Genomic DNA, 24,537 nt, shown 5'->3' on the forward strand with positions numbered 1-24,537 from the left:
ATCAAACTCTCATTTTAAAGTTTGTGACTCAAATTTATTACTAGCGAATTGACTTCGCAAATGTTGTCCTTTTTCAAGGCCCTGCACATTTGTTTATCGAAACTTTGTTCAGTTTTCAAAGGTCTACCTTATTTGTTACAACTTCTTAATGATATCAAAAATCATTAATCATGTCAAGATTTTTTTAACCACCGTTCAATCAAGAACAGCTTTTAAATCTCAACAACAATAAATATAATACCAACTTTAAATCTCTAGGTCAAGACTTTTTTGTTCTCCAATTTACAATTTAAGTACAGCAAATAAAAAAATCTACAAATAGGCCATAGAGACCTAAACTTTAAGTATCCAATAACTCTAAATAAAGTAAATCTCCATGACCCAATCCAGGAATAACTGCCAAATATTACCAACAACTCTCACCAGAAGAAAGCGGCAAAATTGAAGCCTACTTGAAAGCCAGAAAACCTCAAGCAGATATTGCCCCTTCAAATGAACGTAACCGCAGCATTATTTCTCGCAAACTCAGATGTAGAACTTTTTTACAGCGTAATTCTGACTATCTTTTCTTTAAACAATATCTTACAGAGATAAGCCAAATATACATGAAAAAGCCCAGCAAAATGCCACTTTAAGAAATTGAAAACATCCTGCCAATTAGTTTTTAAGATATTTTAAACAGCTCTCAAGCGGCGACCTTGCATCGGCAGTGACGACGATTTTATGCAGCTTTAAATAGCCGATAAATAAGCCATGCTCTTCAACGTCAAATGTTAACGCCAACTGTTTATCGTTATATTAATCAAGACTTCTTAATCGAAGAACGACCGAACTTTATAATAATTGTGAATGTTTTGCTACTTGAAAAAGTGATTCAGTCGAAGACAGACCTTAACCGACAAATCAGTACTCATAACTTTGACTGAAAGAAAGACGCGTTTTATATTGTGAAACTTCTCGCCGATAGTTGCTTAAATGACGATAAACAAGTACCCTAACTAATTCAAAACAGTCACTCTTGGCAATCGTTTTGAGTTCAAGTTCTTAGATCAAATTCAAGGCCCTAAGATCTAACTTCGCACACCCATGTTCACTCTGCAAAAGAGGCGGTAACGAGAATCAGAATAACCTTATCCAAGAAAACATTCTTAAAAATCTATCATTACATGGCTTTTCTAATAATGATAGGAGGCGATGAATTAAAAGCGTCTCATGTTCTACCCGTCTTATTGAGTCTCCATTTAGCTAGCTCCCTGGCTCGTTGCACTTGTGTTGACAATTTAGAGAAAGATCGTAACGTTAATCTTATGATAACCGTCGCTCCCAAAGAAAACCCTAATTTAATTCATTAGTCATAAATTAGTAAATACTTTAGAAACAATTTTTGCAGATGAAATCAGGATTTTTGATAAGCTGGCTCCAAGTGTGCTTGACGACAGTTTAAACTTTTTGCCATATTTGCTGCCATCTATGTCAACCATATCAACAGATTTCCCTCAAAAAAGACTTAACATGGAGACATAGTCACTATATATTTCTTTTTTAATCACAAACCTTCTCAGTACGACAGTAATAATTGTTATTATAACGTTAAGGACTAAATAAATTATTTTGAAACTGTTAAATATTTTTGGTCAGTCATACTGATGTTCCATTTTGCCTATCTAAATTTTCACGAACATCTTAAATATAACAAAACCATCTTTTTAACTAAGGTTTCTAAACTCAAGCGCAAGAACATCTCAATCCTTATTATTTTTTAGCAATACAGCCACACTCAAAGACAAAGTCTACCCCCAAAAATTTTCTTTCAAAATGCTATCACTACAGTGCTTTTTTCTACTGATTTAATCACTACTCAAGAGATTTGACGCATCCAGTCAAACAAATTAATGCAACCAAACTCACTTAAGGAGATACGCCTTCCCACTCGCTATATTCAGTTTGACAATTAAGTAAACAACTTGTCAATACTCACCATCCTCAATTGATTCTTTGTTAAATAAAAAAGCAAGTTACTTGTTCAATCAATCTAACAAGTCATTTGCTTTTCTAGATTTATTTTAGTTCTGGCGCATCCGTTTTAAATAGGTCAACAGTTGATTTACCACCATCTTCCATGATTAAACTAGTTTTCTTCTTTTGTTGAGCTTTTTTCAAACTTTTTAGTGTTGCATTATACTTATAATTATAATCCGACTTATTAACCTTCTGAAAACCACTTGGAGTATAGAAACGCAATAAGTCACCAGTTATGATCTTATCAGATAAGGAAAGTACTTTGTCAGTCCTAGATTGCATAGAATTGACTTCTTGTTTTTCACTTTTAGTCAAGCTATTAACAACATTCCCTTGATTATCATAAACCGTACTACCAATTTTACTATAGGTAGGTGAAACAAAATCTCCATCTCTGAACGCCACTGTCTGATTACGATTTGTTGCTAGCAAGTCTTGACCTAGTTGAATTGTATCATCATCTTTAATTCCTAAAAGATCCATCAAAGTTGGCATAACATCGATTTCCCCACCGTATGTGTGGTTGATTCCACCTTTTAATCCGTTCAAATGAATCATGAAAGGTACTTTTTGGAACATCGCCAAATCATAACTTGAAACAGACTTTTTACCCAATAACTGAGCAATTGCTTTCTTATGGTTATTAGAAATCCCATAATGATCCCCGTAAACAACGATCATCGAATTATTATACAAACCGGCTTTCTTAAGATACTGAATGAACTCTCCAAACGCTTGGTCTAGATAATGTGCTGTTTGGACGTAACCGTCAACAGTCTGATCTCCTGTCTTCGTCTTAGAAATAGTCTGATTTTGTTTGTCTAACTCGTAGGGATAATGATTGGTTAAAGTAATAATTTTTGCATAAAAAGGCTGCGGCAGCTGTTGCAAATATTGAACTGCCTCTTTCAAGAAAATCTTATCCTTTAAGCCATAACCAATGCTATAATTCGTTTTATCTTTATAAAAGTCCTCGTCAAAGAAATACTGATAACCCCAAGACTTATAGGTATTGTCACGATTCCAAAAACTACCTACATCTCCATGGAAAGCCGCTGTTGTATATCCTTTTTGATCCAAAATTGCTGGCAAAGCTTGAAAAGTGTTTGAAGAACCATAAGTTGTCATGACTGACCCTGTTGGCAACCCAAAAAGGGAATTCTCCAACATTGTTTCAGCATCCGAAGTTTTTCCTTGTCCGACTTGGTTGAAAAAGTTATCAAATGACAAGGTATTTTGGTCATGATAAAATTTATTAATATTTGGAGTTACCTCTTTACCATCGACCTTATAGTCAATTAAAAACTGTTGAAAACTTTCTAGATGGAAGATAAAGACATTCTTACCTTGTGCTTTACCATAATAACTAATATTGTCACCTACTCGATTAGTTTTCAAAAAATTAAGAACGTTATTTAAATCATTACTACTAGCATTAGCCCGCGTTGAATTTTCACGATAAGTTTGATAAGCATTATACCCGGCATAGAAGTTTATTCCAAGATACTTAACAATATAATTATTATCAAATGTCCTGGTAAGTAATTGAGAACGATCTTTTTCAGCAAATGAAAGATTTATCCCGAATAAAGCAACCGCAATCAGACTAACTGCTGTTGCCCACAAGAATTTAGGCTTGCGCATATCGATCGTTATTACTTTGAAAACCAATAGACCAGTTAACACCAAAAAATCAATAAAAACTAAGAAATCTGTAGGATGAATAATTTCCATAATACTTAAACCTAAGTGATTAGAAACGGAACCCGAAGATTTCATAATACTAAGAGACAAAAAATCAGAAAATTCGCGATAATATAAAATGTTTGCAAAAAGCCAAAGTGAACCTAAGAAATCAATCAGCATCAACAACCAATATGATTTACGGCCTTTAAAATAAAGTGCTATTCCCAACAAAAGCAAAGCGAAAGGGAGCGGATTAAAAAATAAAATAATCTGCTGCATAAAATCACTGATGCCTAAATTAAATTTAGTCAAATAGATAATATAGGTCTTGATCCAAAATGAAATTAAAACTAGCAGGAAAAAGCCCTTTTTTGTATTAAAAAAATTTTTTAAATTATCCTTATAATTATTTTGATCTGCCATTTTATTGCTACTCCCTAAAGACTTGATCAGTCTCCAAAATGAGTTCATTTATTCTCCTCCAAGTTTTAATTCTAATGACTTAATCAGCCAATAAATCATATATTTCCATGGCTACTAAATCAACATCATCAAATTCAAAGACTTGTTGGCTTTTATTCTCATTTAATTTAAAAGTCTTACTCTCAGAATCATAATTTACCGTAGCTACTTGCTGACCATTTTTTTCAAATCGCCGACTTTCACCGTCCCCAGCAGTTATCATTGATTCTAATCTTGAAATAATTGCTGCAAGTTTTGATGCTGCCATAATTTTCTTCCTTCCATCATTAAACTTATTAAGTTCCATTTCCGTCTATTCTAGCAAATTTTTAAAAGTAGTCCAATTAAAACTACTTCTTTTATAAAAAACTTATGACACTTTTTTATTGACTTTTATTTGACTTTTATTTGAATTAACATTACGCGGAGAAATCAGCAATGCAATCAATCCCAAAATAACCCCCAAATAATAAGTTAACAAACGCCATAATAACATAGCTAAAATTAATTTGCTTGAATTAGAAATAAAACTCGAAAAAATTGTTAAAAAACTATATTCAGCACCACCTGATCCACCAGGAATTGGAAAAAGCGAAATTATCATTACAATTAAGATATGTAATGTTGTGACCAAAATCAAACTGACATTTTTTTGACCAAGTGCCAGTAAAATAAAATAGGGGACAATATAATAAAAAACAAGTTGGATCAAGGTCAATCCCCCAATTTTTAATAATAACTTAAAATCACCCTTCAAGCGCATGCTTTCTTGATAAAAGTTTTCAATTTTTTCATCAATCACCAGTTCCCACTTGGCAACCCTCTCTTTTTTTACAAACCATTTAACTGGATAGAAAGATATTCTTACCATTTTTTTAGTAAATGAATACCAATACATTACTAATAACAAGCCAATAATAACTCCGAAATGAATCAAAAGGCCAAACAAAAACAACAATGATAAGGCATGCATTTTATCGGCAACATAATGAAATCCGACAAATAAAGCAAAAATAAAATTGATGACGATCATCGACTGATAAACGACAAACTTCATCAACAAAATTGAAGTTGCTCGCCCAGCATCAACTCCGGATTGTACTAAAGCAAATAATTGGGCTGGTTGTCCTCCAGATGAAAAGGGCGTTATGCCATTAAAAAGCTGTTCAATTAGGGGGACACGAATTGCATTGAGCCATGGAAAATTCATTGTCTCTCGATGCAATAAAATTTTAACAACAACTGCTTCCATCATGAAAGAACATATCATGCTGATCAAAGCAACTACCAACCAGCCCCACTTTAATTTGATCAAATCACTAATTAATGATTTCAAGGAGATTGATTGCAACGAAAAGTACATGATAAGCACACCAATTAGCAGCATCAACAGCAGCACAATTTTATTTTTCCTGGTCATAAATTATTCAGCTCACTTTGCGAACGATAAAATTCCAGCCATTTTTTTGCCAATCGGTCTTCCGAATATTCTTCAGCGATTGCTAAGGATAATCCTTGCTGTTGATCCCTCAATTGCCGACTATTAGCTAAATTAACAAGCAATTGCTGAAAATCATTGATTGTTTCACCAGCTAAATATTTGCCGCCCAGTATCGAACGATATAATTTTAAATTTCTGACAATAATTGGCAATCCACAACTTGCGGCTTCCAGAATGCTCATTGGAAAAAGTTCATTAAACGAAGGCAAAAAAAAGACATCTGCTGCATTATAAAATTCTCCCATTGCATTTCGCTCAACTATTCCTGGAAATTTTAAATTAACCGGCGGATCAGCAACATATTTTTTTAATTCACGATAACCGTCAGTAATTTTTCCAAAAGAAAATCCACCTGCCCACACAAAATAAAAATCCGGCAGCAATTGCGCAAGTTTTATAAAATCTAAGACACCTTTTCTTTCTTGGATTTGACCAACTCCAATGATCGTGAATTTATCAGTTGGTAATCCTAACTTTTTTCGTAATTTAGTTTTTTGTGAATGATCAATTTGATAAAAATTTTTCTTTGCCACAAAATTTGGAATATAAGTTACCCTTTTTTTGTCAATTCCATAAGTAGCTAATTTCTCAATAAATGATGGATTAACCACAACTAGTTGATCCATTCGCCGATAGAAGCTAATAACATAATGATAAAAAATACTCTTAAATGGTTGTGGAATTTTTAAGCTTCCCTCAAGAGTTTCAGGTAAAAAATGTACATAACCAATTTTCCTTCCTCGACCGGGGAAAAAAGTCGACAAATAAAATTGCGGATCAATTGTATGGTAATGACTAATATCTGCTTTTCCAAAATTATTGACCGAAATTTTGATATCTTGAGGAAAATATTTTCTCAATAATCCCATCAATTCTAGATAGGCGCTGCCAACGCCTTGACCTTTCACCTTAGTTGCCGAAGAAAACATATGAACATCTAACATTCTTCAAACTCCTTTTGCCCACTAGCCAACTTCACTCGAATGATTGGCTTCTTTTGCTTTTTCATACATGACCTGACAATCCTGATAGAAATTCAAAACACGTTTTCCAAAATCTTCTGCCGAAATTTTAGCCAGCTTGGGAGTTAATTTCGTCTGGCTGATCGGCTTCTGTGACATTTTTAAATATTTGACGATCAGCTCCGGCAAGGCGTGCAAATTATCAAAAACAACCCCAAAATCTTGATCATTTAATAAACGATCAGTATACGGGCTATGGGTTGTCACTACCCGCAGACCTGAAGCCAACGCCTCAATATAAGTCAATCCCTGAGACTCTGAAACAGATGTTGAAACAAAAAGATCTGCTGCATGATAATAATCAGCAACCTGTTCATTTGAAATCTCACCCGTAAAAATCACATGGCTTTGCATTTTCAAATCGTTAACTTGCTTTTCTAAATCTTCTCTTGCTGGACCATCACCAACAATCATTAAAAGAAGGTCTGATTCCATTGCACAAACTTTTGGCAAAGCAGCAATTAAACGATCAATATCTTTTTCATAAGCTAGTCGACTTAAAGTTAAAATTAATGGACGTTGCGGCGAAATTTGATACTTTTTTCGCACATCAATCCTAACTGGTGCTTGAAATTTCTGTAAGCTGACTCCTGTTGGAATGACTGCAATCGGAGATTTAATACCATAACCCTCAAGTGTTGTTAAAACGCGGTCACTGGGTGCAATAATACCTGTCATATGATAACAAAATGACCGTGACATTTGTTTAACATGACGTGGCTTTAATAGTTTCCCGCGAGCCACATAATGCAAATAGTCTTCATACATTGTATGGTACGTATGAATACAAGGAATCCCCAAATTTTTGGCAACAAATTTGCCAATCCACCCCATCGAAAACTCTGTTTGTGTATGAACAATATCAAGTTGCAATTCCTTAGCAACTTGATAGGCACGAAACAACCCCCTGATAGCAATCCTTCGATCAGTAAAGGAAATAAATGGAATACTTGTAAATCTGAAAATGTTTTTTTCGTATTCTCCAGAAGGTACCTTAGGATCAGTTGTTGTAAAAATATAAACATGGTTCCCCCTACTTTCCAACTGATCCCTCAAAGTTTTGATGGAGGTAGCCACGCCGCTGACTTGCGGATAATACGTATCTGTAAAAATCCCGATATTCACGAGCATCCTCCTTAACTAAGTAATCAAACTAATTATATGGTTTGTAATAAAGTTATGCAAATATTCTAAAGAAATATCTTAAAAAAGAGATAAAATCTTAAAAAATAAGATGAATCAATTCTACAAAAAAACTCATGATCATCGAATAATTTTCTATGATCATGAGAAAAAATCAAATACTCTTAAATTAATACTTGACAACTTTTTTAACTAGCTCCACAACTTCTTCAGTTGTTTCACAATCAGTTACCGCTTTTTCAGCCAATTGTTTCATCTGCGCTGAATTAAGTTTTTTCATTAAACTTCTAGTCTTCAAAATCGAAGTTGCACTCATGGAGAATTCATCAAGCCCCAAGCCAACCAATAATGGCACAGCTACTTGATCTCCAGCCATCTCACCACACATGCCAGTCCATTTACCCTCAGCATGTGAAGCATCAATAACTTTCTTTATCAAACGCAAAAGAGACGGATTATATGGCTGGTATAAATAAGAAACTCGTTCATTTCCACGATCAGCAGCCATTGAATACTGAATTAAATCGTTAGTTCCAATACTAAAGAAATCAGAATACTTAGCTAATTTATCAGCTATCATTGCTGCAGCAGGAATTTCCATCATCATGCCAACTTCAATATCATTTGCCACCGGAACTCCAGCTTTGATCAATTTAGCTCTTTCTTCTTCATAAATTGCCTTAGCAGCTTTAAACTCTTTAACCGTTGCAATCATTGGAAACATGATAGCCAATTTTCCATAATGAGATGCTCTTAATAAAGCACGCAACTGAGTCCGGAAAATATCCTGACGCTTCAAGCTAATTCGAATCGCCCGAAAGCCTAAGAACGGATTCATTTCTTTTGGCAAAGGTAAGTATGATAATTCCTTGTCCCCACCAATATCCATGGTCCGAACGACAACTTGTCTGCCATTCATACCTTCAACAGCCTGCTTATAAGCTTCAAACTGCTCATCTTCAGTTGGCAACTCACTAGAATCCATATATAAAAACTCTGAACGGAATAGTCCAACTGCTTCAGCCCCGTTGTCATTGGCTCCCTTAACATCTTTAGGAGTACCAATATTAGCACCAATGATGACCTTCTGACCGTCGGCGGTAACAGAAGCTGCTGTCTTCAATTGCTTCCATTCTGCTTTTTGTTTAGCAAAGTCGTCAGCTTTTTTTAGATATTCACTAACTTCTGTTTCGCTAGGATCAATTAAAGCTTCACCAGCAATACCATCTAAAACAACTAGCTGACCATCCTTGATTTCAGTTGTCGCAGAGTTTGATCCCACAACTGCAGGTATTTCAAGTGTTCTTGACATAATTGCCGAATGTGATGTTCTTCCGCCAATGTCGGTAATAAAGCCCTTAACATATTTTCGATCAAGTTGAGCTGTATCAGAAGGAGTCAAATCATGAGCTATAATAACTACTTTTTCATTAATCAGTGCAGGATTAGGCAGTTTAGCTCCCAACAAATGAGCCATTACTCGTTTGCAAACATCTCTGATGTCCCCTGCCCTCTCTTGCATATACTGATTATCAGTCATATTTTCAAAGATTTTAATAAACTGATCTGCAACATCTTGCAATGCTTTTTCAGCATTAACCCGATCATTCTTGATCTCATTTTTAATGTTGCCAAAGAATTCAGGATCAGCTAAGATGGTTAAATGTGCCTCAAAAACAGCTGCTTCATCAGCACCCAAATTTTCAACGGCTTTCTCTTTAATAATTTCAAGCTCAGCTTTTGAATCGGCAACCGCATCATCTAATCTCTTTAATTCTTTTTCTAAATCGTCAACTTTTTTTTCTTGGAAAGTCAAGTCAGGCTGTACAAGTAAATAAGCTTTAGCAACCGCAATGCCATCACTTGCAGCAATTCCCTTGAGTACTTTCGTCATTATTCAGCAAGTCCTTCCTTTTTCATTGCATCACTAATAGCAGTCAAAGCATCCGTTTCATCTTCACCATCAGCAGTAATAGTAACATCAGCATTTTGTCCAACGCCTAGTGACATTACACCCATGATGGACTTAAGATTTACAGACTTATCATTAAAAGTCAAAGTGATATCTGAATTATATTTGCTAGCTGCTTGGACGAGCAGTGTTGCTGGTCGTGCGTGAATACCTGTTTCTGCAATAATATGAAAGTTTTTCTTTTCCATTTGAATCAAGCTCCTTTTGATATAAGTTGATAGAAAATCTAATGACATCTAAATTAATAATGAAAAGTCCAAAAACGTTTTCATTAAAAGATGACACAATCTCCCTACTGACATAAATCTTAGCATGAAATAAAAGTCAAGACAATAGTTTTTATTTATTAATATTGCCTTTGTAATAATAAACAACTGTTCCCTTTGGCTGTGCCCTGCCAATAATTCTTTTTCTTTGACGAAAATTCATCAAAATTGGTTGAAATTTCATAAATTCTTCTGGTTCGATTTTTAAAAACTTGATTTTCTTGTTTACCAACTCTTCTAGTAAAGAATGGTAGTCTTTTTCATTCATTTTTATGATTCTCCCATTTTTTAAGTCACATTAATACTATCACTAATGAGTTTAATTAGCTAAGTTGTTCTTGCTTGCTCTTTTTTTCAGATGTAGTATACTATCTGGTGAAAAGGTCAAAGATAGTCAAACAGTTTTTGACCAAGTTAATTATGAAAGGTCGTGAAATGCGATGTTATGTCAAAACTGTCATAAAAATCCTGCAACAATTCACTTAACGACTAATATTAATGGTCGACAAACTTCAGTAGACTTGTGCCAAAGCTGTTACCGAAAGTTTAAAGAAAGTACCCAGCAATATGGACCTCAAGCAACGATGCAAGATCCTTTTGGCTTTGGCAGCTTGGACGATATTTTTCAAGCAATGAGTGGTGGCAACTATTCTACCGCGTCACGGCAGTTCCAGCAGCCACAAGCTGCCCGGGGCGGCAATAATAATCGCGGGGGGGGAATTCTTGGACAGTATGGGCTTGACCTCACTGATGAAGCTAAGAAGAATCGAATTGACCCGGTAATTGGAAGAGACAAGGAAATTTCCAGAGTTGTTGAAATCTTGAATCGGCGAACAAAAAACAATCCAGTTCTAATTGGTGAAGCTGGTGTTGGTAAAACAGCAGTCGTTGAGGGGTTAGCGCAAAAAATCGTTAATGGCGATGTTCCACAAAAACTGCTTAATAAGCATCTTATTCGCTTGGATGTCGTTTCTTTAGTTCAAGGTACCGGTATTCGAGGACAATTCGAACAACGTCTGCAGCAATTGATGAATGAAGTCAAAAATCAACCGAATGTTATTTTATTTATCGACGAAATTCACGAAATTGTTGGAGCTGGAAATGCTGAAGGTGGTATGGATGCAGGCAACGTTTTAAAACCAGCACTCGCTCGCGGTGAGTTGCAATTAATTGGAGCAACTACGCTAAATGAGTATCGAAAAATTGAAAAAGATGCTGCGTTAGCTAGACGTTTTCAGCCAGTTCAGGTCAATGAACCCAGCATTGCTGAAACTATCCAGATTTTAAAAGGAATTCAAACTAAATATGAAAAGTATCACCACGTCAAATATACTCCCGAGGCAATTAAGGCTGCGGTAGAACTTTCAAATCGTTACGTGCAAGATCGTTTTTTACCTGATAAGGCGATTGACTTGCTTGATGAAGCTGGTTCCAAAAAGAACTTGACCATCCAGGCCATCGATCCGAAAATCATTGAACAAAAAATTGAAACTGCTGAAAAGCAAAAGCAGGCTGCGCTTAAAAGCGAAGACTATGAAAAAGCCGCTTATTACCGCGATCAAGTCAATAAATTCAATCAAATTCGAGAAAACAAATCGGCGCAAACTGATACGCCAACTGTTACTGAAAAGGATATGGAAAAAATTATCGAAGAAAAAACCAGTATTCCAGTTGGTGAACTCAAGCGCAAGGAACAACAGCAACTGAAAAGCTTAGCGGATTCACTTAAACAACGTGTAATCGGTCAAGATCAGGCGGTCGACAAAATTGCTCGGGCAATTCGCAGAAATCGAATCGGCTTTAATAAATCTGGTCGACCAATTGGCTCATTCCTCTTTGTTGGACCAACTGGGGTCGGCAAAACTGAAACAGCTAAACAATTAGCACGTGAATTATTTGGAACCACCGATGCTACGATTCGCTTTGACATGAGTGAATACATGGAAAAACATTCAGTTTCTAAATTGATTGGCTCACCTCCTGGATATATTGGTTATGAAGAAGCTGGACAATTAACTGAAAAAGTTAGACGTCATCCGTACAGTTTGATTCTCTTAGATGAAATTGAAAAAGCTCATCCCGATGTAATGCACATGTTCTTGCAGATTCTCGATGATGGTCGTTTAACTGATTCGCAAGGTCGGACTGTCAGCTTTAAAGATACGATCATTATTATGACTTCCAATGCTGGTAGTGGTGATGCTGTAGCAAACGTTGGCTTTGGTGCTGCAGCAACTGGAAAAACTCACTCAGTAATTGACTCTTTAACTAATTATTTTAAGCCTGAATTTTTAAATCGCTTTGATGATATAGTTGAATTTAATTCACTGACCAAAGATAATCTAATGAAAATTGTATCTTTGATGCTTGCTGATGTAAATGAGATGCTTAAAGATCAAAATATTACTTTGAAGGTTAGTGAACCTGTAAAAGAAAAATTAGTTGATTTAGGTTATGATCCAAAAATGGGAGCTCGTCCTTTAAGAAGAACTATTCAAGAACAAATTGAAGATCAAGTTGCTGATTTCTATTTAGAACATCCAGCAACAAAGCAATTAGCAGCAAATTTAAAGGATGATCAAATCATCATCACTCAAGCAACGGCTTCATCTGATGAGAAATAGTCAATAAATTTTTAATTCAGAATATTTGGGACAAATGGTTCTCTCAGTTAGTTTAAAACTAATTTGTAAGAACCATTTTTTAATTTTCAATCATTTTCAAAATAATTCACGATCGAAAAACTTTAAAGGTCCCTTAAACCCAATTCAACGTTTTAATTTCGTTGAAGTAATAGTTTACTTCTTGATAATTGCTTCATGGGGATTTAACTTTTAAAAAAGTATCATTTATTCCAAATATTCTTAACTTTTTAGTACAATCAACTGTTGTTTTTAGCTATAATGAAATTAAGGAATGGAGGATGAGAATTATGCATTTAGTTGATGTTAGTAACAGTTATTCACGCAAGATCAAACGTGAGCTTGAAGTTTCCACGGCACATTTCATCAAGATCTATACTTTAGGTAATACCCGGGTAGTTTATAAACGAAAGGCTCAAACCGACGAATTGCTAGTTTCAAATCGTCTGCGTCCAGTTTCTGACAGAGAAATTGATTTTGTTTTAAAGAAATTGGTAAATTCAACGCAAAAGGATGCTAAAATTACTCGAACAAAGACAGTGGTGGACATTTTGCTACCAGCTAATCAGTAATTCCAGTCAAATTTTTTAAAGTGGTGATGCTAATTGTCTTTTAAAGATTTTCTGCAGAAAATCTTTTCCTTTAGAGATCAGAATGATCATTTCCAAAATAAAGAAAGATTTTCAAACTCAGACACTTTTTTAACAAGTCATCACAATCTGCCACCTCAAAAAGAAGAAGTTACTGCTTTGCAAATGCAGCACAGCACTCAAGATGCTTTAGTTTTAATTATTTATCAGGATGATTACCAAAGAGAAATTGCCCGTCCACAACTTATCAGTGGCAAACTTGGTGAAAAGGTCAATTTTAAACTGCATCCTTTACCAAATTATGATTTAATTAACATTCATGGCTTTAGCCAGCTCTTTTTCTCAAAATATGCCATTATGGTTTTTGTCTATCGAAAACAAGATGGTGCTCCAATTTTTGTTAATTTCATTGACTTTGAGGAAAATTTTCAGTTGCATAAACCATTGTTCTTACGAGGAAAAATTGGTGAAGCTTTTCAAGTTTATCCTCCTGAATTCGACGACTATAAACTTGTTTCAGTCACTGGCAAAATAAAGGGTTTTTATACGTCAAACATTCAAGTCACTACTATTTTTTATCAAAAGAAGGATTGGCAGGCAGTTGAAATGTTAACTGCCTTTTTAAAAATTAAGAAGTATACTCCTGCTTTTAAGCATGTAGAAGATCACCGTTCCTTCTTAAATCTCCATCCAAAAACAACTTGGAAGGTTTTTAAACGTTTACTTAAAGATAATCAGGAAATTTGGCTTAATTTAGGCTCATTCTGGGTCAAATATCAAAAAGATCAAATGGTATTAGAAACTGAAATGCTCTCAACAGTTAAATTACCTCAAAAAGCAAAATTAATTGCCATCGATCAAACAGCCAAGATTAATTTTGTTGCAAATAAAAAGGTGAGCTTTTTTGATGCTCCTAATGGCAACTTAATTGGTCGGATCAATGATGGACAACAAGTAACTACCTCTGCCAAAGTATTTATTGATAAAACCTACTGGTATAAGCTTATTAGTTATGGCTGGATCCCAGGATACTATTTAAAGTAATTAATGTTATTGATGACATTAATCAGCAAAATGTTAAATGCATCGTCAATAAAAAACTTATTACAAAAATCAATTTGAATTGCTGAGAAGCATTTCTATATTAAAATTGTCGAAATAAAAAAGCTGGAAAATTTCCAGCTTTTTTTATAGTTTGGCAGTTAACTTAACTTGGGGATATTTATCCTTAAACCAACGTTCTGAAAACTCATTTTCAAATAAAAACAGCGGTAGTCCTTGGCGATCTTTAACTAAAAGATTTCGCGATGATGACATTTTTTCATCAAGCTGCTCAGGTTTGATCCAACGAGCAATTTTATGACCCATTGATGTCATAATCACATCCGAATGGTATTCGTTTTTCATTCGAAATTGAAAAACTTCAAACTGTAGCTGCCCAACAGCCCCTAAAATATAATCTCCCGTGGAATAGCTTTGGTACAATTGTACTGCACCTTCTTGAACTAATTGTTTGATTCCTTTATGAAAAGATTTTTGTTTCATAACATTCTTAGCAGAAACCTTGACAAAAATTTCAGGTGTAAACTGTGGTAACTTTTCAAACTGTAAAACTTGCTTTCCATTATAAATGGTATCACCAATTTGAAAATTTCCAGTATCGTATAGTCCAATAATGTCTCCTGCGACCGCATGTTCAACAGTTTCCCGCGTATCAGCCATAAATTGCGTTGAATTTGCTAATCTGATCTTTTTCCCTGTTCGTTTTAGATAAACATCCATGCCACGTTCAAATTTACCAGAACAAATTCTAACAAAAGCAATTCGATCACGATGATTAGGATTCATGTTAGCTTGGATTTTAAAAATAAAACCCGAAAATTCCGGATCAGCTGCTGAGATAGACCGACCGTCCACTATTCGATGACTACCAGGAACTGGTGCAAACTGCAGATAAGCGTCTAAGAAAGTTTTTACACCAAAATTAGTTAAAGCTGAACCGAAGAAAACTGGTGTCATTTCACCAGCAGCAACTCTTTGAGGTTCCAACTGATTGCCGGCCATCTGCAATAACTCAATTTCTTCCAATACTTGACGATAGATGCTTTCTTCTTTCAAAGGATGATTTTCAGCTAATTTTCCAGTTTGATCTAATTTTAAAAATTTTTCCCCATGATCTTCTTTCCGGTACAACTCGATCCGCTGATTATAAATATCATAAATTCCTTTTAAGCCTTTACCCATGCCAATTGGCCAATTCATTGCATAAGCATCAATCTTCAAAACCTCTTCTAATTCATTGATTAAATCAAGCGGGGCTCGACCGTCACGATCCAGCTTGTTCATAAATGTAAAAATTGGGATTCCCCGCATGCGGCAAACTTGAAATAATTTTTTAGTTTGTGGCTCAATTCCTTTTGCCGAATCAATTACCATCACTGCTGAATCAACTGCCATCAATGTTCGGTAAGTGTCTTCTGAAAAATCTTCATGTCCTGGAGTATCTAAAATATTTATCCGTTTGCCTTGATAATCAAACTGCATCACTGAGCTAGTGACCGAGATCCCACGTTTCTTTTCAATTTCCATCCAATCTGATTTAGCAAAACTGCCAGATTTTTTTGCCTTGACCGTCCCTGCTTTACGAACAACTCCGCCAAATAAAAGCAACTGTTCTGTAATTGTCGTTTTCCCAGCATCAGGATGGGAAATAATTGCAAAGGTCCTTCGTTTATTAACCTCTTTTGCCAAATCTATGTTGCTCATCAATCATCTCTCACTTTCAAATAATTTAAATTTCCACTTTTGGTTGAGTTTGTTTTTCTGGAGGCAGAATTACTCTTATTTTTAAAATCCTACCTTCGCTAACTTGCTCCGTAACCAACTTCACATCAGCCATTTTAACTACGACATGTGAACCATCTGCTGGGATCTCTCCATAGCAAGCTATTAAATATCCAGCAATGGTATCTATGTCATCTTTTTGCAATTTGGTTTTAAACTTTGCATTAAATTCATCTAATGGTAAGCGCCCTTCCACCAAAAACTCACGATTAGAAATTCGTTGGTACTTGGGCTTAGGCTGGTCGGATTCATCACTGATTTCACCAACAATTTCTTCAATTAAATCCTCCAAAGTAACCAAACCAACTACTCCACCATATTCATCAAACAAAATTGCCATTTGATTACGCGTCTTTTTAAGTTTGATCAAGGCTTCATCGACCGGTAAAGTTTCGGGAATAAATAAAGCTGGCTGCATTACCCGTCTAATTTTAATATGTTCAAAGCCCTCCTCACGAGCTGCATAAAGAAGGTTTTTAATATGAATAATTCCAACAATATTATCTTTACTTTCACTAAAAACCGGGACTCGAGAATATGGTAATTGTACAATGGCATCAATATTTCGATCGTTGTCATTTTTTATGTCGATCATAAAAGCGTCTGTTCTGGCAACCATTACTTCTCGAACAATTTTTTGCTGAAGTGAAACAACGCCTTTGAGCATTTGAAAAGTTCCTTCATTAAAATTACCTTGCTGGTCAAAGAGTTCTTTTAAAAATCCAGCTGGTGTTTTATCCAACTCTTGTTCTGTTGTTGCTCTCAATTTCTTGCTCAAAAATACATTTGCTGTTTTTTTGGTCAACCAAATTACTGGTCCTAAAACTTTTAAACTGACTTTCGCCAATTTCCCGCCAAAAGCTAAAAAAGCTTTGGCATCATTTTTAGCTAACTGCTGAACGATTTCATTCAAGGTTGCAAGCAGGCAACCCCCTAGTAGCAAAAGCCACCACCAATTATTTTGCCAAAAAACATAGGTATTAAAAATCATCCCCAGAATCAGCAAAGCGACACCAAAATTCCAAATTGCTGTGATTCGCAAATCAGCTGACCGTCCTGCAAAGTCAGTTTGATCAAGTTGGACATTTTTTAGCAAACTAACTGGTCGGTTCAGTAAATTAACAGCTGCTGCCATTCCGTTACAGATTGCTGCATTAATTAACAAAAATAGACTGAATAACACCAAAACAGCCGGAGCAGGATCTGGATTCATTAAACTTCAACTCCAATATTTATATTTATCAATTCAAACCTGATATGCTTAAATAGCTTTAGACAAAAAATACTAGTTATTGGGGAACCTTGATTATCGAACCAGCTTTTAAATCACTTTCAGAAGAAATATTATTCAACTGTTTAATTATATCAACTGTTGTCGCATATTTTTGTGCCAGTCCTTCTAAAGTATCACCTGAATCGACATTGATAGTCTGCGTTGCAATTGACGATGATGAAGCTGATGAGGACGAAGCCGATGACGAGCTAGCAGATGAAGCCGAACTCGACTGTGAACTGCTCGAGCTTAGTGAAGAACTGCTTTTAGCTTGGCTAGTTTGGCTCGAACTATGATTTTTCTTTTTTCTCTTTCCAGATGCAGTGGTCAAATGCCTGGTCGATGAAGCTGACTTGAAGGATGGTAATAAAGTAGCAATCGATTCACCGGAAATCATCAAATAACCACCAAATCCGATCACGAGTAAACAAATCAAGGCTAATAAAAGCTTTAACCAACTTCTTTTCTGAAAAGCAGTCTGCTTTTGCTGGGGCTTGCTATCTTTTTTACGAGGTGTAGTGAGTGGATCAGCCCCCCGATCTTTAAAAAATGCGCGACGCATTTTTGGCTCATCTTTACGTGTAAAACCATTTTTAAATTGTTCGATTTTAAATTCTTCATATATTTTTTTTACATCAAACTGTAATTGTTCTGCCTGACGGTCAGCTAAATATTGGTTCTTTTCTGGCAAGGTCAGTTTCCTGATCCAATCTTGAAAATATTCAAATTGCAGCATTACATCAGCTGTTGGTCCCAAAGCTTGAACATGACCAAATTGTAACCAGAGAGTCCTTTCACAAAAACGTTCAATGTTAACTAAATTAGTATCAGCAATTACAAAAGCAACTCCGCTATCTTTCAAAGCTTGAATTTTTTGATTTACTCGCTGACTAAAAGGAATGTCAAGCACATTTAAAACACTATCGATCAAAACTAATTGTGGATTGGCAAAAAGTGCAATGGCTAACGACAAGCGAGCATACATTCCGCTTGAGTATTCTGCCACCGGTCGATAGAGCCACTCCCCTAATTCACAGAAATCAGTAACACCATTGATCAAATGATTAACTTTAAATTCATCTGGCTCCCTTTTTTCAAGTAAATGTTGAATATTTTCAAGACCGGATTCTTTTCCATCAAGTCCCCTCCGGCTGTCAGCATAATTGACATTCCCATCAATCGTTCTAAAACCGGTCGTTTGCTTAAGCCGACCAGCTAAAATCTGCATTAAAATATTCTTACCTGCACCATTAATTCCAATTAACCCGATCGCTTCACCTGGAATCAGCGAAAGTGATATTCCACGCAAGGCCCAAAATAAGCCAGGCTTTTCGAGCGAGATTTTTTTTTGACTTGATTCTTTTTTTCCCTTAACAAGAGGTAATTCTTTAGTTATATATTTAATCTCAATTTTTTCCATTATATTAACACCTGTCTATCAATAAACTTTCCAGCACTCCTAATTAATAAGACTCCGACCTAATTTGACAGCAATACGCTAGTCGTCTTTTTCATAATGCAGTCGATAAATATCATAAATGTACCCAATTACCACTTTTAAAACTGCATAAACAGGTACAGCTAAAATCATGCCCAATAAACCTGCTAAATTTCCAGCTACCAATAATAGTAAAATAATTGTTAATGGATGAATCTTCAAAGTTTTACCAATTACATTTGGATAAATCAAATTACCATCGATCTGCTGAACGACAATGCAAACTACAATTACTAAAATTGCCATTTTGGTTGAAAGGGTTGCTCCCAAGATCAACGCCGGAAAAATTCCAATATAAGGTCCCAAATAAGGAATAATATTGGTCATACCAGCAAAAACTCCTAATAAAAAAGCATACGGCATCCCAATTATCCAGTAGCCTAGTGAAATAAAAGTCGCCACAAATAAACATTCAATCACCTGACCAGCAATGTACTTTGATAAAGTTTGACTCATTTTATGGAATAATTCCGCAACTTGATCTTCATGCTTTGAAGGAAAAACCTTTTGTACATTTGGAACAAAATGCTCGCCATCTTTTAGCATATAAAATAAAATAAACGGAACAGTAACAATTGTAATCGTAATACTGGTGATCGTGTTGATAAATGAACCGAGGCTCATCGTCAAATTACCAGCCAGCTTTTTTAACCAATTTAAAAAATTAGTTTGCAATTCAGTTAAATATTGATCAACTTTCAACTGTTTGAACCAAGTCAACTGATCCAAACGCCGATAGTAATGATTACCCAGGTGTTGCAAAGTTTTTAAATAGTCCGGCGTTTGAACGATCAATGCTCCAATTTGAGAAACTAATAAAGGAATAATAATTGCCGCTGCAATTGCTGTCAAGACTGCCAAAATCAAAAAAACAATAGCAATTGACCAAGTTCTTGAGAGGTTCTTTTCTCGCACCTTAATTTTCATCAACAATCTAACGACCGGATCAAATAGATAGAATAAAAAACCGGCAATTAAAATTGGTGCAAAAAGAGTTGAAATAAAGGTGCCTAATGGACTGAAAACAAAACCAATCTGCGAGCAAACCCAGATCAGAGTTGCTATCAATAAGCACTCGATTGTCAACCACATAACTTTATTTTTAGAGATTCTTTCAAACATTTCAATCATCCTTTGAAAACAAGAGGCTGTCAGCAAAATGATTGCTGCAGCCCCAATTTGGTTATAAACATCGACTTTGTTACTGTACTCGGCGTGATAATTCAAGGTAGCGACTATACCAAATATCTACGTATTTTTTTGAAAAAGGCCCCTTGCCTTTTTCAATCCAATCAACGAGAATCAAGACATTATGTTTTAGAATCCGATCAATGTCGCTTGAATAATGCCACTGGGCACTGTGTGATTTATATTCATCAACATCTAAAAGCTTTTTTTCGCCATTTAGATATACTTTAACATCTAGATCGTAATCAATGTACTTTAATGCCTCGCGATCCAAAATTGCCGGTGAAGCTAAGTTGCAATAGTATGAGATCCCATTATCGCGGATCATCGTTACAATATTAAACCAATAGTGCTTATGAAAATAAACTAAGGCCGGTTCGCGCGTTACCCATCGTCGACCATCATCTTCCGTAACAAGCGTATGATCATTGCAACCGATCAGAGAATTTTCACTTGTCTTTAGTACCATTGTATCACGCCAGGTTCGGTGCAAACTTCCATCATGTTTATAACTTTTGATGGTGATAAAATCACCTTCTCTTGGTTCTTTAGACTGACGCATGGAAAAAACCTGCTTTCTAAACAAGACAGGTGTAACTTACACCGATATCATTTTTATTATAGCAAATTAATCCCCTAAAGCCCATAAATTTTTTGAATTAATCAATTTAATCCTTAACCCGTAAGTTTAATTTAACTAAGGCCTCAATCCGAGCAGTCTGTGGAAACATATCAATTGGCAGTATATAAGCAACTTGATACTTTTTCGTCAGCCAAACTAAATCTCGAGCTAAAGTTGATGGATTACAAGAAACATAAATTAAATTTTTGGTTCTTGATTGAATTATACTAGAAATTAGTTTTCGATCAAGGCCCGTCCGCGGTGGGTCGACAACAATAGCATCAGCAACAAACCCCATTTTTTGCCAGTACGGAATGATTTGTTCTGCTTTGCCACACTCATAATGTGTATTGAAACAATGATTCAGTTTAGCATTTTGTCTGGCGTCGTCAATTGCAGCCGGAATAATATCCATCCCTCTAACTTCAGCCACTTGATCAGCTAAATAAATTCCAATTGTTCCAGCACCACAATAAGCATCAATCAGTTTTTCTTTTCCTGTTAAGTCAAGCGCATCTGCAATTGCCTGATACAGTTTAGCTGTCTGTACTGAGTTCAATTGGAAAAAGGCCTGTGCTGAAAGTTTATATTTTTTGTCAGCAATTTTTTCAGTTAGCTGCTGTTGACCATACAATCGTTTAGTTTTTTCCCCCCAAATCAACGAAGTTTTGCCCGGATTATAGTTTTGCATTAGTGAAACTACTTCCGGCAAATCATGAGTAAGTCGTTCAATAAAAGCCCGCTGTTGGATAAACTTTTCTGAGTTAGTCACAATTGTCACCTGGGCCTGACCAGTGGCCGTTGACTCACGAACGATCAGAGTCTTAATGATCCCAGCATTTTTCTTTTCATCATAAACTGGCAGCTGTAATTCCTCAATTATCCGGCATAATTGACGTATAATTTTCATGGTTAACGGTCGTTGAGTGGTAAAAGTTGGTAAATCAACTAACTGATGGCTTCCGCGCCGATAAAGACCAGCTATGACCTGACCATTAACTTTCCTGACTTGAAACTGAGCCTTATTACGGTAATAATACGGTTCTTTCATCCCCAACATTGGCTTGATTTGATAATTTTTATAACCCATTGGATGATACTTTCTTAAAGCTTGTTTAACAATATCACGCTTAAACTCCAATTGTTTAGAGTAGGACAAATGCTCTAACTCGATTCCACCAACATCATATTGGTCTCTTTTGGCGACCCGATCGGGGCTCTTTTGGCGAATCCGGTGAATCTTAGCACTCGCAAAGCTTTTAGCAATCTTGCTTATTTCAGCGACGACGACTTCACCTGGCAATGCACCAGTTACAAAAACAATCTTATGTTTGTAATAACCAATTCCTTCGCCATTGATTCCTAAACGTTTAATCGTCAAAGGAATCCGCTGACCAACAGTTAATTTGACGGAATTTTGTTGCTGATTTTTAAACATGTTCGATACTCCTCAATGATTTCATTTCATAACGATTGCGCTATAATAAAGATCATAGACAAATAAATCTCTGGGGGTGCTTGTGGTTGATCATTACCAACATACAAACGCAAAAGCAAAAAAATCGGTTCAATCTTTATGTTGACCAAAGGTTTGTGATGGGAATCAGCGAAGATACTTTGATCGCTCACCGATTACATAAAGGTAAGTCCATCACTGACAAAGAATTAACTCAGCTAGTTAATAGCGAAGAGGTTGCGCAAGCAAAAAATGCTGCTTTAAACTATCTTTCATTCCAAATGCGCAGTTGCTTTGAAATCAATCAATATTTGAAAAAAAAAGGATTCAACGAACAAGTTGCTGCCAAAACCGTCCAAAAGTTGCAGGCAATGAATCTTCTAAATGATTTGCAGCTAGCCAACAATTACCTCAAGACAATGCAGCAAACGTCTGACAAAGGACCCCTAGTAATTAAAAAAAAGCTCCAACAAAGAAAAATTTCACCAGCGCTAATTGAGCAGGCCTTTGCCAGTTATGATTTTCAAACGGACAAACAGCGTTTAACTAAACTTGTAATGAAGTACTTTCAGCATTATCACCGTGATTCCTTTCAACAACGTTTGAACAAAGTTAAGCAACGTTTACTGAGCAAGGGGTTCTCAAACGATGCAATTGATGAAGTTCTTAACACGATTCCTGCGATCGATGAACAAACTGAGCAAGAGATTTTAATGCAGCAACTAGATAAGTCTTTAAAACATTATTCACGATTACCGCTTAGCGAACGGCGCCAGAAATGTCTGCAAGCAATGATCCGCAAAGGGTTTGCTTTTGCAGATGTTCAACAAGCTCTTAGCAGCCTTGAAAAATGAGTTTAATTATTTGCGAATTTTGTGCAATAGATAACGATTAATTCGATCCTTTCGCGGCCTGATCTGATGATAAATCGTTTCTTCAAGCGCTGCGTTTAAAACAGCACCTAACATAACGACCCATGCGGAATAATTTAACCAAAATAGTAAAACAATAAAAGTTCCCAGTGTCCCATAGCTAAGAACTGATTTAGTAAAGTAGCGCACATAAAATGAAAAGCCTTGTGCTAATAAGAGCCAGCTGGCTGAAGTAACCAGTGTCCCAGGAAGAATCAACCAGAAATGGACTTTTGCGTTAGGTAAAAAGTAATACATTGCTCCTAAAATTAGTAACAGAAAAATCAAAGTGATCGGCCATTTAACCTTACCAAAGATTCCATTCAAATCACGGGATAAGTTTAATATCGGCGTTAAATAGTCCAAAGCTAATTGTCCAAAACTAAATACCATGATTATAATTGCTAACGCAACAATGAACAAGAATGTGATTAAAATCGAAATCATTCTGGTAACAAAAACATTTTGCACATTTTCAACCCCATAAGCTGTATTAAAAGCCAACTTGAGTGAATTGATCCCACGACTGACTGCCCATAAAGCAACTAGCGCACTAATGGAAATTAGTCCTCCATTCCCATGATCAAGGAAAGAAGAAATAATCGGTTTAAGCGTCTGATAAACAGTTTTGGGCACAACTGTCGCCAAATAGGTTAAAATCGTTGACGCTTTCAAATTGATCAAGGGCAACAAATTACCAATTAAAATAATCATTGGGACAATTGCTAGCAAAGTGTAATAAGCAATCACAATGGCCGCATTATTAATATTAATTGCTGCTATCTTTTTTAAAATTTTAGCCACTAACTGCTTAATAAAAGCAAACTTATTTTTTTTCAGGTTCTGATCCTCCAATTAAATAAACTGACGACGAGTCCAATCTATCTGCTGTTTGAACTTGTCGAAGATGATGGAATTTTTAAAGTTGTTCCAGCTGAAATTGAATTACCTGACAAACCATTTGCTCTAATAATTGCTGAAGTTGTTGTTCCATAGCGACTAGCGATGCTCGAAAGCGTATCTCCTGATTCAACTACAATACTGCGATAGGTTGTTGAGCTGCTTGTACTGCTATAATAACTACCACTTGATGTTTTACCACTATATTCTTTTGAACTAGCCACGTCCTTATCAGCTGATGAGGTCGTTGTTTTTTTGTCGGTAACCTTTGAACTTGAAGTTGATTTTTTTTTCGCATTCGTCGCTGAGCCATATTTTTGATGGGCTAATTTACGCTGACGTTGATATTCGCTTTTTTGGGCTGATTGATTGTCTCCAAAGAAGCTGTTAATTCGACTTTGAAACGTTCTACTTTTCAGCCCCCAAATAACTATGAAACTAATTACGAATATACCAACTATCCAGGTGATCGTTTTTTTTAAAATGCCGTTCTTTTTTCTCCGTGACATTTTCCAACCTCCACAATTTGCTTAAATTTATAT

At 35.7% G+C, this 24,537-nt stretch carries 20 protein-coding genes; 4 read left to right on the top strand and 16 right to left on the bottom strand.

What is annotated here, in order from left to right; genetic code table 11:
* Positions 1–2,058: 2,058 nt before the first annotated feature.
* From KH893_RS01230 to KH893_RS01265, 8 genes are all read right to left on the bottom strand, one after another.
* Positions 2,059–4,128 carry an LTA synthase family protein gene (locus tag KH893_RS01230; protein WP_281164533.1) on the bottom strand — a complete coding sequence of 690 codons (2,070 nt, stop codon included), beginning with the start codon at positions 4,126–4,128 and terminating at the stop codon, positions 2,059–2,061.
* Between the two features lie 79 nt (positions 4,129–4,207).
* A complete protein-coding gene (locus KH893_RS01235) occupies positions 4,208–4,435 on the bottom strand; it encodes a YkuJ family protein (protein ID WP_281164353.1) in 228 nt (75 codons plus the stop codon).
* 102 nt (positions 4,436–4,537) lie between these two features.
* Positions 4,538–5,587, bottom strand: coding sequence for a lysylphosphatidylglycerol synthase transmembrane domain-containing protein (locus KH893_RS01240; RefSeq protein ID WP_281164354.1), 1,050 nt, complete (start codon positions 5,585–5,587; stop codon positions 4,538–4,540).
* Complete coding sequence (locus KH893_RS01245; protein ID WP_281164355.1) at positions 5,584–6,612, bottom strand: glycosyltransferase family 4 protein; 1,029 nt, start codon at positions 6,610–6,612, stop codon at positions 5,584–5,586. Before KH893_RS01245 ends, KH893_RS01240 begins: the two co-directional genes overlap by 4 nt.
* A 21-nt stretch (positions 6,613–6,633) precedes the next feature.
* Positions 6,634–7,815, bottom strand: a complete 1,182-nt coding sequence (locus KH893_RS01250) for a glycosyltransferase family 4 protein (RefSeq protein WP_281164356.1) — start codon at positions 7,813–7,815, stop codon at positions 6,634–6,636.
* Between the two features lie 187 nt (positions 7,816–8,002).
* A complete protein-coding gene (gene ptsP / locus KH893_RS01255; RefSeq protein WP_281164357.1) occupies positions 8,003–9,727 on the bottom strand; it encodes a phosphoenolpyruvate--protein phosphotransferase in 1,725 nt (574 codons plus the stop codon).
* Positions 9,727–9,993 (bottom strand): phosphocarrier protein HPr, encoded by a 267-nt coding sequence (locus KH893_RS01260; protein WP_281164358.1) that lies wholly within the window; start codon positions 9,991–9,993, stop codon positions 9,727–9,729. The genes ptsP and KH893_RS01260 overlap by 1 nt, the downstream gene beginning before the upstream one ends.
* 151 nt (positions 9,994–10,144) lie before the next feature.
* The gene (locus KH893_RS01265) at positions 10,145–10,339 is read right to left on the bottom strand and encodes a hypothetical protein (RefSeq protein WP_281164359.1); all 195 of its coding nucleotides are present in this window, start codon (positions 10,337–10,339) and stop codon (positions 10,145–10,147) included.
* Positions 10,340–10,511: 172 nt separating this feature from the next.
* On the opposite strand from KH893_RS01265, the gene KH893_RS01270 reads away from it, so the two are divergent.
* The 3 genes from KH893_RS01270 to KH893_RS01280 all read left to right on the top strand — a co-directional run bounded on the left by KH893_RS01270 (position 10,512) and on the right by KH893_RS01280 (position 14,347).
* Complete coding sequence (locus tag KH893_RS01270) at positions 10,512–12,695, top strand: ATP-dependent Clp protease ATP-binding subunit (RefSeq protein ID WP_281164360.1); 2,184 nt, start codon at positions 10,512–10,514, stop codon at positions 12,693–12,695.
* A 308-nt stretch (positions 12,696–13,003) separates the two neighbouring features.
* Positions 13,004–13,285, top strand: a complete 282-nt coding sequence (locus tag KH893_RS01275) for a DUF1827 family protein (protein WP_281164361.1) — start codon at positions 13,004–13,006, stop codon at positions 13,283–13,285.
* A gap of 33 nt (positions 13,286–13,318) precedes the next feature.
* Positions 13,319–14,347 (top strand): MucBP domain-containing protein, encoded by a 1,029-nt coding sequence (locus KH893_RS01280; protein WP_281164362.1) that lies wholly within the window; start codon positions 13,319–13,321, stop codon positions 14,345–14,347.
* Positions 14,348–14,491: 144 nt separating this feature from the next.
* Here the strand turns inward: KH893_RS01280 and KH893_RS01285 are convergent, their stop codons facing one another.
* From KH893_RS01285 to rlmD, 6 genes are all read right to left on the bottom strand, one after another.
* Positions 14,492–16,069: a peptide chain release factor 3 gene (locus tag KH893_RS01285; RefSeq protein WP_281164363.1), complete on the bottom strand. Its 1,578-nt coding sequence runs from the start codon at positions 16,067–16,069 to the stop codon at positions 14,492–14,494.
* Positions 16,070–16,094: 25 nt separating this feature from the next.
* A complete protein-coding gene (locus KH893_RS01290; RefSeq protein WP_281164364.1) occupies positions 16,095–17,360 on the bottom strand; it encodes a hemolysin family protein in 1,266 nt (421 codons plus the stop codon).
* Positions 17,361–17,436: 76 nt separating this feature from the next.
* Positions 17,437–18,840 (bottom strand): ATP-binding cassette domain-containing protein, encoded by a 1,404-nt coding sequence (locus tag KH893_RS01295; RefSeq protein ID WP_281164365.1) that lies wholly within the window; start codon positions 18,838–18,840, stop codon positions 17,437–17,439.
* A gap of 78 nt (positions 18,841–18,918) precedes the next feature.
* On the bottom strand, positions 18,919–20,040 hold the full coding sequence (locus KH893_RS01300) for an AI-2E family transporter (protein WP_281164366.1): 1,122 nt from the start codon (positions 20,038–20,040) through the stop codon (positions 18,919–18,921).
* A gap of 79 nt (positions 20,041–20,119) precedes the next feature.
* Entirely contained in the window at positions 20,120–20,668 is a 549-nt protein-coding gene (locus tag KH893_RS01305) for a DUF402 domain-containing protein (protein WP_281164367.1), read from the bottom strand.
* Between the two features lie 106 nt (positions 20,669–20,774).
* A complete protein-coding gene (gene rlmD / locus KH893_RS01310; RefSeq protein ID WP_281164368.1) occupies positions 20,775–22,166 on the bottom strand; it encodes a 23S rRNA (uracil(1939)-C(5))-methyltransferase RlmD in 1,392 nt (463 codons plus the stop codon).
* Between the two features lie 86 nt (positions 22,167–22,252).
* On the opposite strand from rlmD, the gene recX reads away from it, so the two are divergent.
* Positions 22,253–23,038: a recombination regulator RecX gene (gene recX, locus KH893_RS01315; protein ID WP_281164369.1), complete on the top strand. Its 786-nt coding sequence runs from the start codon at positions 22,253–22,255 to the stop codon at positions 23,036–23,038.
* 6 nt (positions 23,039–23,044) lie between these two features.
* Here the strand turns inward: recX and KH893_RS01320 are convergent, their stop codons facing one another.
* A complete protein-coding gene (locus tag KH893_RS01320; protein ID WP_281164370.1) occupies positions 23,045–23,950 on the bottom strand; it encodes a YihY/virulence factor BrkB family protein in 906 nt (301 codons plus the stop codon).
* A 26-nt stretch (positions 23,951–23,976) separates the two neighbouring features.
* Entirely contained in the window at positions 23,977–24,504 is a 528-nt protein-coding gene (locus tag KH893_RS01325; RefSeq protein WP_281164371.1) for a LysM peptidoglycan-binding domain-containing protein, read from the bottom strand.
* Positions 24,505–24,537: the final 33 nt, after the last annotated feature.

The sequence above is a fragment of the Liquorilactobacillus sicerae genome (assembly GCF_029916425.1).
GTDB lineage: Bacteria > Bacillota > Bacilli > Lactobacillales > Lactobacillaceae > Liquorilactobacillus > Liquorilactobacillus sicerae.

Bases quoted from the DNA above. Each gene is read 5' to 3' on its own strand.
- KH893_RS01270 (WP_281164360.1), top strand. From the start codon at position 10,512: ATGTTATGTCAAAACTGTCATAAAAATCCTGCAACAATTCACTTAACG.
- KH893_RS01240 (WP_281164354.1), bottom strand. From the start codon at position 5,587: ATGACCAGGAAAAATAAAATTGTGCTGCTGTTGATGCTGCTAATTGGT.
- KH893_RS01265 (WP_281164359.1), bottom strand. From the start codon at position 10,339: ATGAATGAAAAAGACTACCATTCTTTACTAGAAGAGTTGGTAAACAAG.
- ptsP (WP_281164357.1), bottom strand. From the start codon at position 9,727: ATGACGAAAGTACTCAAGGGAATTGCTGCAAGTGATGGCATTGCGGTT.
- KH893_RS01275 (WP_281164361.1), top strand. From the start codon at position 13,004: ATGCATTTAGTTGATGTTAGTAACAGTTATTCACGCAAGATCAAACGT.
- rlmD (WP_281164368.1), bottom strand. From the start codon at position 22,166: ATGTTTAAAAATCAGCAACAAAATTCCGTCAAATTAACTGTTGGTCAG.
- KH893_RS01260 (WP_281164358.1), bottom strand. From the start codon at position 9,993: ATGGAAAAGAAAAACTTTCATATTATTGCAGAAACAGGTATTCACGCA.
- KH893_RS01290 (WP_281164364.1), bottom strand. From the start codon at position 17,360: ATGAATCCAGATCCTGCTCCGGCTGTTTTGGTGTTATTCAGTCTATTT.
- KH893_RS01235 (WP_281164353.1), bottom strand. From the start codon at position 4,435: ATGGCAGCATCAAAACTTGCAGCAATTATTTCAAGATTAGAATCAATG.
- KH893_RS01295 (WP_281164365.1), bottom strand. From the start codon at position 18,840: ATGGAAAAAATTGAGATTAAATATATAACTAAAGAATTACCTCTTGTT.
- KH893_RS01230 (WP_281164533.1), bottom strand. From the start codon at position 4,128: ATGGCAGATCAAAATAATTATAAGGATAATTTAAAAAATTTTTTTAAT.
- KH893_RS01285 (WP_281164363.1), bottom strand. From the start codon at position 16,069: ATGAGCAACATAGATTTGGCAAAAGAGGTTAATAAACGAAGGACCTTT.
- KH893_RS01305 (WP_281164367.1), bottom strand. From the start codon at position 20,668: ATGCGTCAGTCTAAAGAACCAAGAGAAGGTGATTTTATCACCATCAAA.
- KH893_RS01245 (WP_281164355.1), bottom strand. From the start codon at position 6,612: ATGTTAGATGTTCATATGTTTTCTTCGGCAACTAAGGTGAAAGGTCAA.
- KH893_RS01300 (WP_281164366.1), bottom strand. From the start codon at position 20,040: ATGTTTGAAAGAATCTCTAAAAATAAAGTTATGTGGTTGACAATCGAG.
- KH893_RS01325 (WP_281164371.1), bottom strand. From the start codon at position 24,504: ATGTCACGGAGAAAAAAGAACGGCATTTTAAAAAAAACGATCACCTGG.